We start from the raw sequence: 14,933 nt of genomic DNA on the forward strand, positions 1-14,933 counted from the left end.
TACTCGTCATCGGGGTGTCAACTTGAGCTCTTCCTGCCGTAAACCTTCCGTCATGAGCAGCTCACCAATTTCCAGCAGACCTTCCTGTACAGACAGCATCTGGTCACTCGCCATGGCACGTACGATTGTGCCTTCTTCTGTTTTCTTTACGACTCGGACCTCATGTGGCTCCACATGATTCAGCAGTTCAGGGCTGTGTGTCGTGATCAGAACTTGGCTACGGCGGCTTGCTTGACGAAGATAGTCCATCAGCAGGGGCAATGCCCCAGGATGCACTGTCAACTCGGGCTCTTCGACGCCGATCAATGTCAGAGGTGGCTCCTGCAGCAAGGCAGACAGTATGCCTGCAACTCTGAGAGTGCCGTCGGACTCCTGCGCAGCATCGAACCAGGTGCCCTTTCCGTCTGACAGATGATGGAACTGGGCCACAAGATAGCTTGCCGCTTTCGCCACCTTCACGTTGTCAATATCTCCTGTGAGACGTTTCAATGCCGCCACGATCTCCTGTTTCCAGCTTTCAGGATCCTGATCGCGCAGAATCGATACCCAGTTGTCTCCATGGCGATGCATTGGGCGATCCGGGCTGTACTTCTGAGGACGCCGTAATGTATCGGGGAAGACCGAGTAGATCACAGGATTCGACAGCAGGTCGAACAGTGCCCGAAATCGTTCGTCACCAGCGATCGTAGGAAGTGCAAGCGCTGTATCACTGATTTTAGGCTCCAGTCCTTCCGGCCCTGACCATGTTCCGGATGTCACTGAAAACCCGATGTGCTCAGTACCGTTAAGAAGGCTGACCGATTCTGTCTTGATTCGATACTCTTCCTTGCGGTCCCCTGTGATTTCGAACGAGTATGTTCCCGATCCACCCTCCAGTACAACGTCCAGGGCGATTGAAACATTGTACGGGCGGCCAGAACTCCAGCGTCGTACGGCAGCAATTCCTCCCCGGTCGGTCATCGCGCCCGAGAGACCCATGTGCATCGCGTCTCGTACGAAGCTGATCGTGTCAACCAGATTGCTCTTCCCGGAACCATTCGGCCCCACGAGAACATTGAATGTGTTCAAGCTGAGAGTCTGGTCACGACCCACGCTTCGATAGTTCGACACTCGTACACGTGTAATGCGCGGACAAGTCTTGTTCATGAGCTGCTCGGTTCTTCATGGGTTGCAGTCCTCTCTGAACTGCGACCAGATTTTTTTGCTCGAGGTGTTTTCAGAATGCGTTCGAGGAGTCGAGAGGCCGGCTCGTCGGTTGGGTCCTGGTCCACGAGGCGGCCCTCGAAAGCCCACTTGAGGATGGACTGGCGAAGGCGCGCAGCGCGCGCCGAACTCCGGGAGGTGATCTGTTGGCTTGCGCTAATCGTGGAGAACACAGTCTCTATTGTCTCGACGATCCTCTTTTGCTCCAGCCGTGGGGGGAGAGCAATTGCACGAGGGAAGAGGTCCTTGCCATAGACCGCAGCAACGCTCGTGGTTGCTCGCTTCACTCTGTCGATCTGCCCGCGAAAGAGAGAGGAGCACATCTGATAGGCGACGAACGGGGGGTACGCGCCACTCGCCATTCGTATTCGCAGAATGTTGTTGTTGAAGAGAGTGTTCTGTCCAGGAGATCGCACTTGACCGCACTTACCGACCAGCTCGACGCTATTCCGCGTGTTGAACAAGATGTCACCGTCAAGCAGGGAGAAGCGTTCCACTTCTTCGGCGGACGCATCTACCAGTACAGAGCCCTGGACCCTCACGGTTCCTTCCATGTCGATCTGGTCCATCTTGATGTACGGGAAGCCCACCCCGCTGATTCGCTGCGCAGCGCGATTGCGAACGAGCCCGATCTGTGTGTCAACCGCGAGTTGATCGACGCTCGCCCACGACCACCCCTCCGGCAGCTCAGGGAGGTCAGTGAGAGTGGGGCCGACGGGCTCCGTGTACTTCGCCTTCCACTTGTTGTCCTTCGGAGCTTTGCCCTTGGCCATCATCTTCGCAAGCTCGGCTTCCTCCCAGCGGTGGCGGCGCTCGGCGAGGATGCGTTCCAGGAGGACCGAGGCGGGTTCATATTCGCGGCCCTCGTCGCGTGCCAGCTCGGCCTCGGTTGATACCAGCTGTCCTTCGACGGCGGCCTTGAGCACCGAGGCGCGATAGCGTTTCAGGTTGCGCTGCACGCGCTCCAGCGTCGCCACGGCATTGTCGAGCCGGGTGAAGTAGGACTCGATGGCTTCGACGATACGGCGCTGTTCACGCGCTGGGGGCAAGTCAATTCCGAAGGCACCGATCTGGTCATAATCGACACGGGGGCGGTCTCCCGCGTCGAGGTGCGAGGCAAAAATGACGAAGTCGTAGGCGTTGAGACGGTATTGGAGAAACTTCGAGATGACACCTTCGTGTGTCGTCAAAGGAATGAACTCCGCTGACGCGAGACCTTCGAATTCCGCAGTCAGGACCTTGTTCAGGTATGGACGCAAGCGTCCATAGAGCACATCTCCTGGAAAGAAATGTATCGACGCACTTTTCATCGTAGAAGAAGGCACGGTGCCAAGCAAGCGCATCGTGTGGGCTTCGACGTTATCCATTCCGATGAATTCCAGTTCGGGATGGTCTTGGGGCCTTGCTCGTCCCCGAACTACTTGCGCGATCTCGGACAGTTTCGTGGCAGCCCACAAGCCACCTTTTGTGACTGCACTCATGCCGCGAGTACTCCATTCAGCTCGGCGAGGATCTCGTGGAGCCCGTCACCGAAGACTATCGAAGCCTTGCCGCGCCCGCCCTCTTCCGCGAATGGAGCGTAGTCAAAGTCATCGACCGTCATTTCCACGCTGGTCGCGACATGGTCCCGTATCATCTCCAGCCAACGGAGTTGCTCGGGCAAGAACGCTCTTCCCTGCTGACGCTGCAGCGCGAGCCACAGTTCGAAGCGTTCGCGCACGTGTTCGCCGAACGGGATCAGCTCAGAGTCCTGGTGCGTAGCGAATCGAACGAGAGAGACGATGTCGGTAAGAAGCCGCTTGCCCGACGCTCTCCTCACCTTGTCGTGGCTGAGGGTCTCGTATGCACGCCAAAGCCTTTCGGGCGACCACGACCGTGGCGGAGCCTGGATCGCCTCGGCCAGCTCCTTGATGTTCTGGAATGAAAGTCGCTTGCTGTACGAATGGGCATAGAAGAACTGAAGCGCGTCGATTTCGTCCTTGTGTTTCTCGATGAAGCGTTCGAAGTCGGCGACGAGCGCTTTGGCCTTTTCCTTCGCCTCCGCACTCGCTCCGGCCCCCAGCAGCTCGTCCTGTGAGACTTCATCGATCACTTGTTCAACCTCGCGCTTTAGGTCCTGAAGGAGAGTACGCAGTGCGGGATTGGTGGCGAGTGGCTCAGTCGCTCGTTTGAGCAACGCCTCGGCGGCCTGCTTCACCTGTGTCTCGGTCGGCTCATCGTCGTAGGGAATGTTGAAGCCACGCCGTGCCTCAGCAAGCTGCCGGTCAGGGTCGAGTCCGTCCACGATGGCGCGGCAGATGTCCGATAACTGGGGGCCGCCGGAGGCCTCGACAACACGTGCGTGGTCCTGAGGGCCACACTGCTTCGAGAGGCGCGTGAGGCGGCTTGCGAGGGACGAGAGCAGCTCGGGATTGGTGCCGCCCATCGTCACGTGTTCCAGCAACGCATTGAAACTGATCGAGCGCGTGCGATCAAGCGGCTGTGTGTCCGCGAGCTGGGTCTCGGTCATACCGACGCAATCAACGATCACGAAGTGCGTCTTGGCCTTGGCGTCCGCACCGGAGACCGCACGCAGGGCTTCCGGGTCGATGATGCGCACACCGCGACCTTTCATCTGCTCGAAGAGTACGCGGCTTTTGACCGCACGCATGAACATCACGATCTCAACCGGCTTGATGTCCGTGCCCGTGGCTACCATGTCCACCGTGACGGCGATGCGGGGCTCGTACTGATTGCGGAACGCCTGGATCAGGTCTCGCGGTTTCGCTCCAGTGACCTTATAGGTGATCTTCTGGCAGAAGGCGTTTCCCCGGCCGAATTCGTCGCGGATGACGTTGACTATGTCTTCTGCATGGCTGTCGTCCTTTGCGAAAACCAGCGTCTTCGGGACTTCCTCGCGACCGGGGAAGATGTCCAACGGGAGTCGGTCGCGGAATGTGCGTACGATCGTGCGGATCTGGTCGGGAGCGACCACGCGGCGATCCAGCTCATTCGGGTCGTAGCTGAGGTCTTCATCCGGCGACTCCCAGCGCAACGCGCGGGTCTGCCGGTCACGATAGCCGAGCATTGTGCCGGGCGTTGCCTCGACCGTCGCACCGCTCTCGGTGATTTTCGTACGGATGTTGTAGACCTCGAAGTCCACGTTCACTCCATCCGCGACAGCGCGCTCGTGGTTGTACTCCATGACGAGGTTCTTCTTGAAGAATCCAAGTGTCTGCTTGCTGGGGGTTGCGGTCAGACCGACCAGGAACGCGTCGAAGTATTCGACGACCTGCCGCCAGAGGGTGTAGATCGAGCGATGCACTTCGTCGATCACGACAATGTCGAAGTAGTCCAGTGGGTACGTGGCGTTGTAAACGACGTGGAGCGGCTCCTTGATGCCCAAGCCACGCGACTCGAAATGCGATTCCTCCTCCAGAGCAGGATCGAATTCAGGCTCGCCCTTGAGCATGGAATAGACGCGCTGGATCGTTGAGATCACGACTCGGCTCGAATCCATGATCGTGTTCGTGGTGAGACGCTGGACATTGTACAGCTCGGTGAACTTGCGACCTGTGTCGGGGACACGGTAGCTCTGGAACTCCTTCTCAGCCTGTTCGCCCAGATTGCTGCGGTCCACAAGGAAGAGCACACGACGTGCGCCGCCGTACTTTATGAGCCGGTAAACAGCCGCAATCGCTGCGATGGTCTTGCCGGAGCCGGTGGCCATCTGGACCAGCGCGCGCGGGTAATTGCGCTTGAATGAGTGCTCCAGATTGGTGACAGCCTCGATCTGGTTCGGGTAGAGCAAACCACGTTCGAGAAGCGGCATCGTGGTGATGCGTCCGCGGAAGGAGGACGGTTGCGTATCGTCGGCTGCGGTGAACTGGCCGCTACCCTCGGCGTACAAGCGCTTGACCCAGGCATCCAGGGTCTCAGACTCGATCCACTCGAGGATCGTCTCGGGCCGATGGATGTGCGGCAGGTTTGCGGAAATCGCGCGCGTCTTCGGGTCGGGATCGAGGAGGTTGATGAAGCGTGTTTCAACGCCAGTGGAGAGGTAGAGGAACGGGAGTGGGGCGACCGGCGGATGGAGCACGGGCGGGAGGCCGGTCGCATACTTGTCTGCCTGGACTTCGACGCCCACGAGCGGGAACCCTGCAGGCTTGGCCTCCAGGACACCAACAGCCTTGCCTTGGACGAACAGCAGGTAGTCAGCGAAGCCATGCCCAGGGGCCATTTTGAACTCGCGCACAGCGACGCCGAGACCTGCCGCGAGGTTTGCATCGGCGCGGTTCTGGACGAGCCAACCTGCCTCCGAAAGCGCCGAATCGATTTGCCGACGAGCCTTTTGCTCCGGAGTGAGCGTCATACAATCCCTTTCTCTGCCAGGACGTATCGCCGCTGGGGATCCTGTGGACCAGTACCGATCTCGCGCACAAGTCCTCGTCCGACCATACGGGCCAGACGTGTGCGCGTGGCTCTTGTAGACAGGCCAATGGACATGGCCACTGCACTGGTGGCTTGCCCATTCCCATGGCCAAGGAGCTGGAGAATCGCCTGATCGGTTTCGTCGATTGCCAGGGGGCCGATTCGGGTTGTGTGGATGGTCACCCGGAAGCGCGTGGCAAGTTCTTCGAAGATTGGTGCCGCAAGCCCGGCAGCCTGACATGTGGCCGTCATGCGTTGGATGCCACTGCCCCATTGCTCGACCAGACCCAGAGCATGAAATGTTCGACCGATCACACGATTGCGCAACTTGGAAATGCCGTGCGGAAGATCCTCGATCGTGAGCCCGAAGGGAAGCAGGCCAGGGTTCTCGACCTCAAGACGGTCATCGAAGATTGATAGCCGAATCGGAGCACCGCGTTGTGCATAGTCCGTATGAACGACTGCATTGATCACAGACTCCCGTACTGCTTCGGGTGGCAGGGTCCAGCGGTCCGTGCGTCGAACCGCTCCGATTTCAGCGCCGTGCCAGGCATGTTTCTCCACGAAGTGAATGGCTTCCTCCACTGCCCTCACCGGCATGGAGCGGATCTCGACGCGATCGAGGATGTGTGTCTTGTCTATGCCCGCGAAGCGCCCAGCTTGGATCCAGGCGTCCGGGAAGTGCCGCTCGCGGTCTTTGCCGAACAGGAGCATGCCGCCCACGGTTGGGACCTTGCTGCCTTGGTACTGGGTCACTAGGCGCAAAGTCTCCAGTTCGCGGCGGCCCAGATCGCGGAATGGTGCGAACGACTCAGAAGCCGCTCGGAAGTCGAGCACTTCCGGGTCAAGACCGGGCATCGGCTGTTCGTCGAATCCCTCGCCTCTCGCGAAGCGGCGCATTTCCTCGATCAGTTCGGCGTCAGCACGGCGGTTGGTTGAACCAACCCGGACATATACCCCGCCGACTGGACCCTCCTTGGCGAGATAGTGGGGGCGACTCTGACTCGGATGAACTTGCAATGCCAGAACGTGCGTTCGCCGCCAGGAAATGATCTCGATCTCCGGCACGAGCCGGGGCATGATCCGGTCGCTGATAAGATTCGCGGCACGTTCTTCGAGGTCGAGCGGATCAGATACACCGCGCACGTGCCGCGTTCTGTCTTCAACACCAATGAGAAGCGTGCCACCTGCCGTATTGGCGAAGGCCACGATCGCCTTCATGACCGCATCCGGCGAGGAGAGGTCACGCTTGAACTCGAGCGTTTTGCCCTCGGGGTATTTCAGAATTTCTACCAAGTCCATGATGCTCGGCAATATACTCGGAAGCGGCATCCAGAGTCAAGCTTCCGAGTCTGGCAGCGCGCACTGATTGATAGTTGCTGGATCATGGTTCGTGGGGATAACAAGGGGCAGGGAAATGCACTCGTGCGGTGCAAGCCCTCGGGGTCCCCATGCCGGTCATCCCATTATGCGGTATGGCACGAGAGAGGCGGCGTCAATTGGGGTGGGGCTTGCTTCTTTCGGGGCTTGGTGGTATGCTTGCGGTCTCTTTTCCCGGGAACCGTTCGGTCCTGGCCAAAGCTGGCAGCATGCCGCGAACTGGCCATGGAACGGGTCGATTTCCGCTAGACGGGTGATTAGCTCAGTTGGTTAGAGCGCTTGTATGACACGCAAGAGGTCACTGGTTCGATTCCAGTATCGCCCATCACGAACCGCGCAAGTGGTTTGATTTCATAGGGATGCCCGTTCGAGCGCACGCGCGTTCCCGCACCATCTCGGAGGCGTTGATCCATGATCACGCTACGCTTTCCGGATGGGTCCACCCGCGAAGTTGAGTCGGGGTTGAACCCACTGGAGATCGCCCAGGGATTAAGTCGCTCCCTAGCCAAGGCCGCCCTCGCCGCCAAGGTCAACGGGACCACTGTATCCTTGCTTCAGCCTGTGTCGGAGTCCTGCGACTTCCAGATCCTCACCTGGGACGATCCCGAGGGTCGGGCCGTGTATTGGCACAGCTCCGCCCATGTGATGGCCCAGGCGGTCAAGGAACTCTGGCCGGAGGCCCGTCTTGACGACGGCCCGCCGGAGGAGACCGGTTTCTTCTATGACATCTCCTTCCCGACTCCCCTGAGCGAGTCGGATTTTCCCCGCATCGAGGCCAAGGTCGCCGAGGTGCTCAAGCGCAAGTCGAAGATGGTGCGCCGCGAGCTGACGGCCGCCGAAGCCCGCGAGTTCTTCAAGGACAAAGGCGAGGACTTCAAGCTGGACCTGATCGACGCCATTGAGGCGCGCGGCGAGAACATCACCGTGTACGACCAGGGCGACTGGACCGACCTCTGCCGTGGCCCGCATCTGCCCTCCACGGAGGAGATCCGCAATTTCAAGGTCATGTCCATGGCCGGTGCGTATCTGCGCGGCGATCAGGAGAACGAGCAGCTGACGCGCCTGCGTGCGGTCACCTTTCCCAAGCAGCAGATGCTGACCGATTACCTCTTCATGCTCGAAGAGGCGAAGAAGCGCGACCATCGCAAGCTGGGCAAGGAGCTGGATCTCTACAGCTTCCACGAAGTGGGGCCCGGCTTTCCCTTCTGGCATCCCAACGGCATGGTGGTGTACAATTCGCTGGCCCAGTTCTGGCGCGAGCTGCACACGGCCGACGGCTACTCGGAGATCAAGACCCCGATCATCCTTTCCGAAGAGCTGTGGCACAAGAGCGGACACTGGGCCAACTACCATGACAACATGTACTTCACCGAGATCGACGAGTCGACCTACGCGGTGAAGCCGATGAACTGCCCCGGCTGCTGCATGGTCTACAGCAGCGTGCCCCATTCCTACAAGGAATTGCCGATCCGGATGGGCGAGATGGGCCTGGTGCACCGCCACGAGAAGAGCGGCGCCCTGCAGGGACTGATGCGCGTGCGCCAGTTCACCCAGGACGATGCCCATATTTTCTGCCTGAACGAGCAGATCGAGGACGAGATCCTCAAGGTGATCCGCCTGATTGACAAGATCTACGGCACCTTTGGTTTCGAATACAAGATGGAACTGTCCACGCGGCCCGAAGAGAAGTTCATCGGCAGCCTGGAGATGTGGGACAACGCCGAGAACATGCTCAAGGGCGCCCTGGCCAGCTGGGGCAAACCCTACAAGCTCAACCCGGGTGATGGTGCCTTCTATGGCCCCAAGATCGACTTCCACATCATGGACAGCCTGCGGCGCAGCTGGCAGTGTGCCACGATCCAGCTGGACTTCAGCATGCCCGAGCGCTTCGGTCTGGAGTACGTGGGTGAAGACGGCGAACGCCATCGCCCCGTGATGATTCACCGGGCCATCTTCGGCAGCTTCGAGCGTTTCATCGGGATTCTGGTGGAGCACTTCGCCGGCAACTTCCCGACCTGGCTGGCCCCCGTGCAGGTGGCCGTGCTGCCCCTGACCGACAGCCAGCTCGAGGCGGCCAGCGCTGTCCATCAGGCCCTGCTGCAGGCGGGCATCCGCGCGCATCTCGAGACGCGCAGCGAAAAGATCGGATACAAGATTCGGCTGGCGGAAACCCGCAAGATCCCCTGGATGCTGGTCATCGGGGCCCGCGAAGCCGAAGAGAACAAAGTGGCTGTACGTCGCCACGGACACGGGGATCTGGGGCAGATGAGCACCCCTGATTTCATCGGGCGCATCCGCGAGGAAATCGCGACACGCGCCCTGGATCTGTCTCACCAGCCAGGAGGGTCGGAACATCGCCAAGGCTAGATTCCGTCCGAAGCCTGTTCCTCAGGCACCGAAGAACAACATCAATGACAAGATCCGGGTCCCCGAAGTTCGCCTGATCGATCAGGACGGCGAGCAGCGTGGGGTCGTGGAAACCTCGGTGGCGCTGCAGATGGCCATCGATGCCGGAGCCGATCTGGTGGAAGTGGCACCCAACGCGGAGCCGCCGGTCTGCAAGATCATGGACTACGGCAAGTTCCTGTACCAGGCCTCCAAGAAGGAAAAGGCGGCCAAGGCCAGGCAGCACACGATCACGGTCAAGAGCATTCGCATGACCCCCATGATCAACGCCCACGATCTTGAAACCAAGGTGCAGCACACGCGGGAGTTTCTGGCGGAAGGCAACAAGGTCAAGATCTTCGTGATGTTCCGGGGGCGCATGATCACCCACAAGGACCTGGGTTTTGCCACTCTGGCCAAGGTGATCGAACTGATTGGCGACGCGGCCGTGGTGGAGCAGCAGCCGTTGATGGAGGGACCGCGCAACCTCTCGATCCTGCTGAGCCCCGGCAAGAAGAAAACGACGACGACACACGAAACGGACGAATAGAGGAATGGGAGGTACGCAATGCCCAAGATGAAGAGCAACCGGGGTGCTGCCAAGCGCTTCAAGCTCACCGGGTCGGGCAAGGTCAAGAGGAACCAGGCCTATGCCGGTCACATCCTGACCAAGAAGTCCCCCGATCGCAAGCGCGATCTGCGGCACTCTTGCCTGGTTCACGAAGCGGACGAGCGCCGCGTCAAACGCATGCTAGCGAAGTAGGAGGCGAACGATGCCGAGGGCAACAAACAATCCGGCCTCCAAGCAGCGCCGGAAGCGTGTATTCAAGGCAGCCAAGGGTTTCCGCGGCGGCCGTCGCAATCTTCTGCGCCAGACCCTGGAGGCCGTTGATCGCTCAATGGCCTTTTCCACGGCTCACCGCAAGAAGCGCATCGGGGACTTCCGTCGTCTCTGGATCACGCGCATCAACGCGGCCGTGCGCCAGTACGACCTGAGCTATTCCCGCTTCATCCACCTGCTGGATGCCAAGGGAATCCAGCTGGATCGCCGGCAGTTGGCCGACATGGCCGTGCGCAACCCGGAAGCCTTCGGGGCACTGGTCAAGACCCTGGTGTAGCCGTTTCCCCGGAAGCGTGCCTCAGGGCCTGCGGTGTGATCGACCACCGGGGTCAAGACAGCGAATGAATGTCCCCCCACGTGGGGGACATTTTGTTGATGCATCACGGGGGCAGCGCCCCCGTGCCAGAGGGGAGGCCGAATGGATCAGCAGTTGGCGGAGCTGCGCAGGAGTTTCCAGCAGGCGCTGGCGGCTGCCGGTGACAGCGAGGGGCTGGCGACCGTCCACCGGGATTTCCTGGGGGGCAAGGGAGCGCTCAAGACCCTGTTCAGCCAGATGAAGAGCCTGTCCGCGGAGGAGCGCCCGCTCTTCGGCGCCCGGGTCAACGAGTTGCGTCAGGAACTGGAAGCCGCGTTCCACGAGCGCCAGGATGCCTTCAAGGCCGCCCGGCGTGTCGCACCCGTGGACCTGAGCCTGCCCGGCGAAGCCTTGCTGCCCGGAGGCCTGCATCCACTCTCGCAGGTGATGGACCGCATCATCCAGATTTTCTCGGCCATGGGTTTCGTGGTCAATGATGGCCCCGAAGTCGAGACCGAGTACTACAACTTCGATGCGCTGAACACGCCCTTCTGGCATCCGGCCCGACGCGAGAGCGACTCGCTGTATCTCGAGCAGGGCCACATGCTGCGCACCGAGACCAGCCCCGTGCAGATCCGCGTGATGCAACGGCAGAAGCCCCCGCTGCGGATGATCGCCCCCGGGCGAGTCTACCGCAACGACAAGCCCGACGCGACCCACAGCCCGATGTTCATGCAGGTCGAAGGCCTGTTCGTGGACGAGGGCGTGACCTTTGCCGATCTCAAGGGCACCCTGCTGGAATTCTACCGCCGGATGTTCGGGCGTGAGACAAGCCTGCGCTTCCGTCCCCACTTTTTCCCCTTCACCGAGCCCAGCGCCGAGGTGGACGTGTCCTGCGTGTTCTGCAAGGGATCGGGCTGCCGGGTCTGCAAGCAGTCGGGCTGGCTTGAAATGGGCGGCAGCGGCATGGTGGATCCCAACGTCTTTGACGAAGTGGGCATCGACAGCGAGCGCTACACGGGCTACGCCTTCGGGCTGGGCATCGAGCGCATGGCCATGCTGCTGTACGGCGTGAACGACATCCGACTGTTCTACGAGAACGACCTGCGCTTCCTGCGCCAGTTCTAGGAGATAGATACTGATGAAGATCTCACTCAACTGGCTGAACGAGCTGGTACCGGTATCACAGGATGCGCGCGGCGTGCAGGGGCTGGTGGACGACCTGACCATGCTCGGCTTCGAAGTGGAAAGCGTCACGCCCTTCAGCCGCGACCTGAGCGGCGTGATCTGTGCGCGCATCACCGAGGTCAATCCGCACCCGGATGCCGACAAGCTGCGCCTGGTCACGGTGGACAGGGGCGCCGACGGCCCGCTGACCCTGGTCTGTGGAGCCCCCAATGTGCGGACAGGCATGCGTGTGCCATTGGCCAGGCTGGGCGCGACCTTGCCCGGCATGGACGGCCCGCTGAAGAAGGCGAAGATCCGTGGGGTGGTCAGTGAGGGCATGCTCTGCAGCAATGTGGAACTGGGTCTTTCCGACGACCACAGCGGCCTGCTGGAACTGGATGAGAGCTGGGCTGTGGGCGAGAGTCTGCAGGAGCGTCTGGGCTGCTGTGACACGGTTCTGGATGTGGACATCACCCAGAACCGCGGCGATGCGTTCTCGATCCTGGGACTGGCCCGCGAACTGGCCGCCTGCCGCAAGCTGCCCCTGAGCATTCCGGCGAGCCCGGCACCCGCGCGCTCGCCGCAGACCCTGCCCCTGACGGTCACCATCGAGGAGTGCTGCGCGCGCGAGGCGGCTCCCCGGTACATGGGGCTGCTGCTGGACAATGTGAGCGTGGCCCCCAGCCCGCGCTGGCTTCAGGACCGGCTGGAAGCCGTGGGCCTGCGTGCCATCAACAACGTGGTGGACGTGACCAACTACGTGATGTGGGAACTGGGCCACCCGCTGCATGCCTTCGACCTGCGCCAGGTGCGCGGATCGGCGATCCATGTGCGCTTCGCACAACCCGGCGAGAGTTTCGTGACACTCGATGGTGCCACGCGCGAACTGGACGGCAGTGAGGTCCTGATCTGCGACAGCGAGCGCCCCGTGGCATTGGGCGGCATCATGGGCGGCGAGAACTCGGGAATCGCCGACGACACCACCTCGGTGCTGCTGGAGTGTGCGTGTTTCGATCCGGTCGTGATCCGGATGGGCGCGCGTCGCCTGAACATCGCCAGCGATTCGGCGCGCCGCTTCGAACGCGGGGTGGACATGCAGAATCTGGACGTCGTGATCCAGCGGGCGGCCGGACTGCTGAGCGAACTGGCGGGTGCCCGGATAGCCGGAGACACCGTGGACTGTCATCCCGCGCCGCGCAGCTGGCCCGAAGTGACACTGCGCCCGCAACGGGCCAACTCCCTCCTTGGACTGCAACTGAGCCCCGACACCATGGCCGCCCACCTGCGCAGCCTGGGAATCGAAGTGCACGAGGATGCTGGCCTGCTCAAGTGCACGGCGCCCGGCTGGCGCTTCGACCTGGAACGGGAAGTGGATTTCATTGAAGAAATCGTGCGCCTGGAAGGTTACGACAGCGTGCCCAGCGCCCTGAATGCCCGGGTGCCCCTGGACCAGCCTCAGGATGCGCGACCCGCATTCCAGCGGCGCCTGCGTGACCGTCTGGTGCAGCTGGGATTCCGCCAGATCAGCAGTTATTCGATGATGGATCCGGCCGTGCTCGATGCGGTCTGGCCCGCGCGTAAGTCGTTGATCATCAACAATCCGCTGGCTGCCGAGATGAGTCGGTTGCGCAACTCACTGCTGCCCTCGCTGCTGCAGGCCGCGATCTACAATCTGAATCGCCGCCAGCGAGTGGTGCGTCTGTTCGAACTGGATCGCGAGTTCCATCCCGATGGCCAGAGCGATACGGGCTGCCGCGAACCGCGTCATCTTTGCGCCGTGCTGGCCGGTGATTTCCGCGAGGCCGGTTGGCTGGGGGCTGGCCGTACCGCCACCGTTCATGATCTGCGTGAAGCCCTGCTGGCGCTGCTGGATGAGCTGGGGGCCACGCCCGAATTCCGCCCCTGCGCCGAAGGCCCCTGGTCCGAGAATTCCCGCGAGGTCTTGCTGGAAGGAGTGTCCGTGGGCACCTTTGGCGAAATCCGGCCCCAGGTACTGGAAGCCCTCGGTGGAGCGGAAGCGGTCTTCGCCTTCGACCTGGACCTGGAGGTGCTGCTGGCGCGCCCCACGGGCGAGCGCCAGTTCCGCTCCTTCCCGCGCCAGCCCGCCGTGCACCGGGACCTGAGCGTGTTGCTGGACAAGGCGCGCGAGGCAGCCGAGGTGGAGGAGCTGATCCGCAAGCAGTCGAAAGGCCTGCTGCAGGACTTGCGCCTGTTTGATGTCTATGAGGGACAGGGAGTTCCTGCAGGGAAACACTCGCTCAGCTGGGCACTTCAGTTCAATTCCGAAGAGCGCTCGCTCAGCGATGGGGATGTGGAACCGGTGATGCGGCGCATCATTGCCGCGCTTGAGCGGGATCTTGCGGCAACTCTGAGGACCTGATGGACAACTCTTTGCTGGAAGTCCTGGAAGAGCGAATTGAGACCCTGATCCGCGAGCTGGAAGCGCTGCGGGCACGCGCACGCGCTCAGGCCATCCGCATCGAGGAGCAGACCGGCGATCTGCAGGCAGGACGTCAGCTGATTTCGCGGTTGGAGCTTGAATCGGGCCAGTACCGGGAGCAGCTGAGGCAACTGGAAGCCCAGCTGGCCGCGGCACCCGACCCCAATCTGCTAAGTGCCCTGCGCGGACGAGTGGTGTCGCTGATCGAACGTGTCGAAACCCTTGATTCCGAGGCGGACGACTCGACCTCCTGAGTGCCCCGACGTGAAGCTGGATGAGATGTCGCCGTTGCCGTTGCGACGCGGAATCGGCACATTGGCCTGCCGGTCTCCGGCGCGCTCCGATTTCTGGTTCGTGCCGACTGCCGGCAGAGACTTCAGGGAAGGGAAACGCCACGATGTCGACAGAACGCCTTCAGACGCTCTCGATTTTCGGCAAGGAGTTTCCGATTCGTACCAGCGAAGCCCCCGATCGAGTGGAAGCGGTGGCTGCCCATGTCGATGCCTGCATGAGAGAGGTGGCCGGAACTCTGGCCGTGAAGGATCCGGTGCGGGTGGCCATTCTGGCCTCGCTGAACATCGCCGGGGACATGAGGGCTTCGCGTGAGGCGCACGACGACATTGAGTTCCGACTGCGCCGTTTGGTGAACCGGGTCGACCGGGCACTGAATCCCGAGTCCGGATTGCCGGAGGCGTGACACAGAAACCGGCGGGACCGAGAGTGACACACGTCCCTGCGGATTGACGCTCTATAAAGAACCTAACATTGAATTTCTCGGGAGTTTTGCTCTACAGTGGCGCGGATGGCAGGCC

At 61.3% G+C, this 14,933-nt stretch carries 12 protein-coding genes and 1 tRNA gene; 9 read left to right on the top strand and 4 right to left on the bottom strand.

The window, feature by feature from the left end; all coding sequences use genetic code 11:
• Nucleotides 1-6: 6 nt before the first annotated feature.
• From H6678_05160 to H6678_05175, 4 genes are read right to left on the bottom strand one after another with little or no spacing between them, the layout of a single operon-like run.
• Entirely contained in the window at nucleotides 7-1,146 is a 1,140-nt protein-coding gene (locus tag H6678_05160) for an AAA family ATPase (GenBank protein ID MCB9473182.1), read from the bottom strand.
• Entirely contained in the window at nucleotides 1,143-2,684 is a 1,542-nt protein-coding gene (locus H6678_05165; GenBank protein MCB9473183.1) for a restriction endonuclease subunit S, read from the bottom strand. The genes H6678_05160 and H6678_05165 overlap by 4 nt, the downstream gene beginning before the upstream one ends.
• Complete coding sequence (locus H6678_05170; GenBank protein ID MCB9473184.1) at nucleotides 2,681-5,554, bottom strand: DEAD/DEAH box helicase family protein; 2,874 nt, start codon at nucleotides 5,552-5,554, stop codon at nucleotides 2,681-2,683. Before H6678_05170 ends, H6678_05165 begins: the two co-directional genes overlap by 4 nt.
• On the bottom strand, nucleotides 5,551-6,915 hold the full coding sequence (locus H6678_05175; GenBank protein MCB9473185.1) for a putative DNA binding domain-containing protein: 1,365 nt from the start codon (nucleotides 6,913-6,915) through the stop codon (nucleotides 5,551-5,553). The genes H6678_05170 and H6678_05175 overlap by 4 nt, the downstream gene beginning before the upstream one ends.
• A gap of 329 nt (nucleotides 6,916-7,244) precedes the next feature.
• Here H6678_05175 and H6678_05180 point away from each other — a divergent pair.
• The 9 genes from H6678_05180 to H6678_05220 all read left to right on the top strand — a co-directional run bounded on the left by H6678_05180 (nucleotide 7,245) and on the right by H6678_05220 (nucleotide 14,818).
• Nucleotides 7,245-7,318 (top strand) — tRNA-Val (locus H6678_05180).
• 86 nt (nucleotides 7,319-7,404) lie between these two features.
• Nucleotides 7,405-9,360 carry a threonine--tRNA ligase gene (gene thrS, locus H6678_05185; GenBank protein MCB9473186.1) on the top strand — a complete coding sequence of 652 codons (1,956 nt, stop codon included), beginning with the start codon at nucleotides 7,405-7,407 and terminating at the stop codon, nucleotides 9,358-9,360.
• Entirely contained in the window at nucleotides 9,347-9,928 is a 582-nt protein-coding gene (locus H6678_05190; GenBank protein MCB9473187.1) for a translation initiation factor IF-3, read from the top strand. Before thrS ends, H6678_05190 begins: the two co-directional genes overlap by 14 nt.
• An 18-nt stretch (nucleotides 9,929-9,946) precedes the next feature.
• Nucleotides 9,947-10,141, top strand: coding sequence for a 50S ribosomal protein L35 (gene rpmI, locus H6678_05195; GenBank protein ID MCB9473188.1), 195 nt, complete (start codon nucleotides 9,947-9,949; stop codon nucleotides 10,139-10,141).
• 10 nt (nucleotides 10,142-10,151) lie between these two features.
• Entirely contained in the window at nucleotides 10,152-10,496 is a 345-nt protein-coding gene (gene rplT / locus H6678_05200; GenBank protein ID MCB9473189.1) for a 50S ribosomal protein L20, read from the top strand.
• Nucleotides 10,497-10,637: 141 nt separating this feature from the next.
• Nucleotides 10,638-11,642 (top strand): phenylalanine--tRNA ligase subunit alpha, encoded by a 1,005-nt coding sequence (gene pheS / locus H6678_05205; GenBank protein ID MCB9473190.1) that lies wholly within the window; start codon nucleotides 10,638-10,640, stop codon nucleotides 11,640-11,642.
• Between the two features lie 13 nt (nucleotides 11,643-11,655).
• Nucleotides 11,656-14,061 carry a phenylalanine--tRNA ligase subunit beta gene (locus tag H6678_05210; GenBank protein ID MCB9473191.1) on the top strand — a complete coding sequence of 802 codons (2,406 nt, stop codon included), beginning with the start codon at nucleotides 11,656-11,658 and terminating at the stop codon, nucleotides 14,059-14,061.
• Nucleotides 14,061-14,375: a hypothetical protein gene (locus H6678_05215; protein MCB9473192.1), complete on the top strand. Its 315-nt coding sequence runs from the start codon at nucleotides 14,061-14,063 to the stop codon at nucleotides 14,373-14,375. Before H6678_05210 ends, H6678_05215 begins: the two co-directional genes overlap by 1 nt.
• A 143-nt stretch (nucleotides 14,376-14,518) precedes the next feature.
• Nucleotides 14,519-14,818 (top strand): cell division protein ZapA, encoded by a 300-nt coding sequence (locus H6678_05220; protein ID MCB9473193.1) that lies wholly within the window; start codon nucleotides 14,519-14,521, stop codon nucleotides 14,816-14,818.
• Nucleotides 14,819-14,933 lie beyond the last annotated feature (115 nt).

This window comes from Candidatus Delongbacteria bacterium, from assembly GCA_020634015.1.
In the GTDB taxonomy this organism is placed as follows: domain Bacteria; phylum CAIWAD01; class CAIWAD01; order CAIWAD01; family CAIWAD01; genus JACKCN01.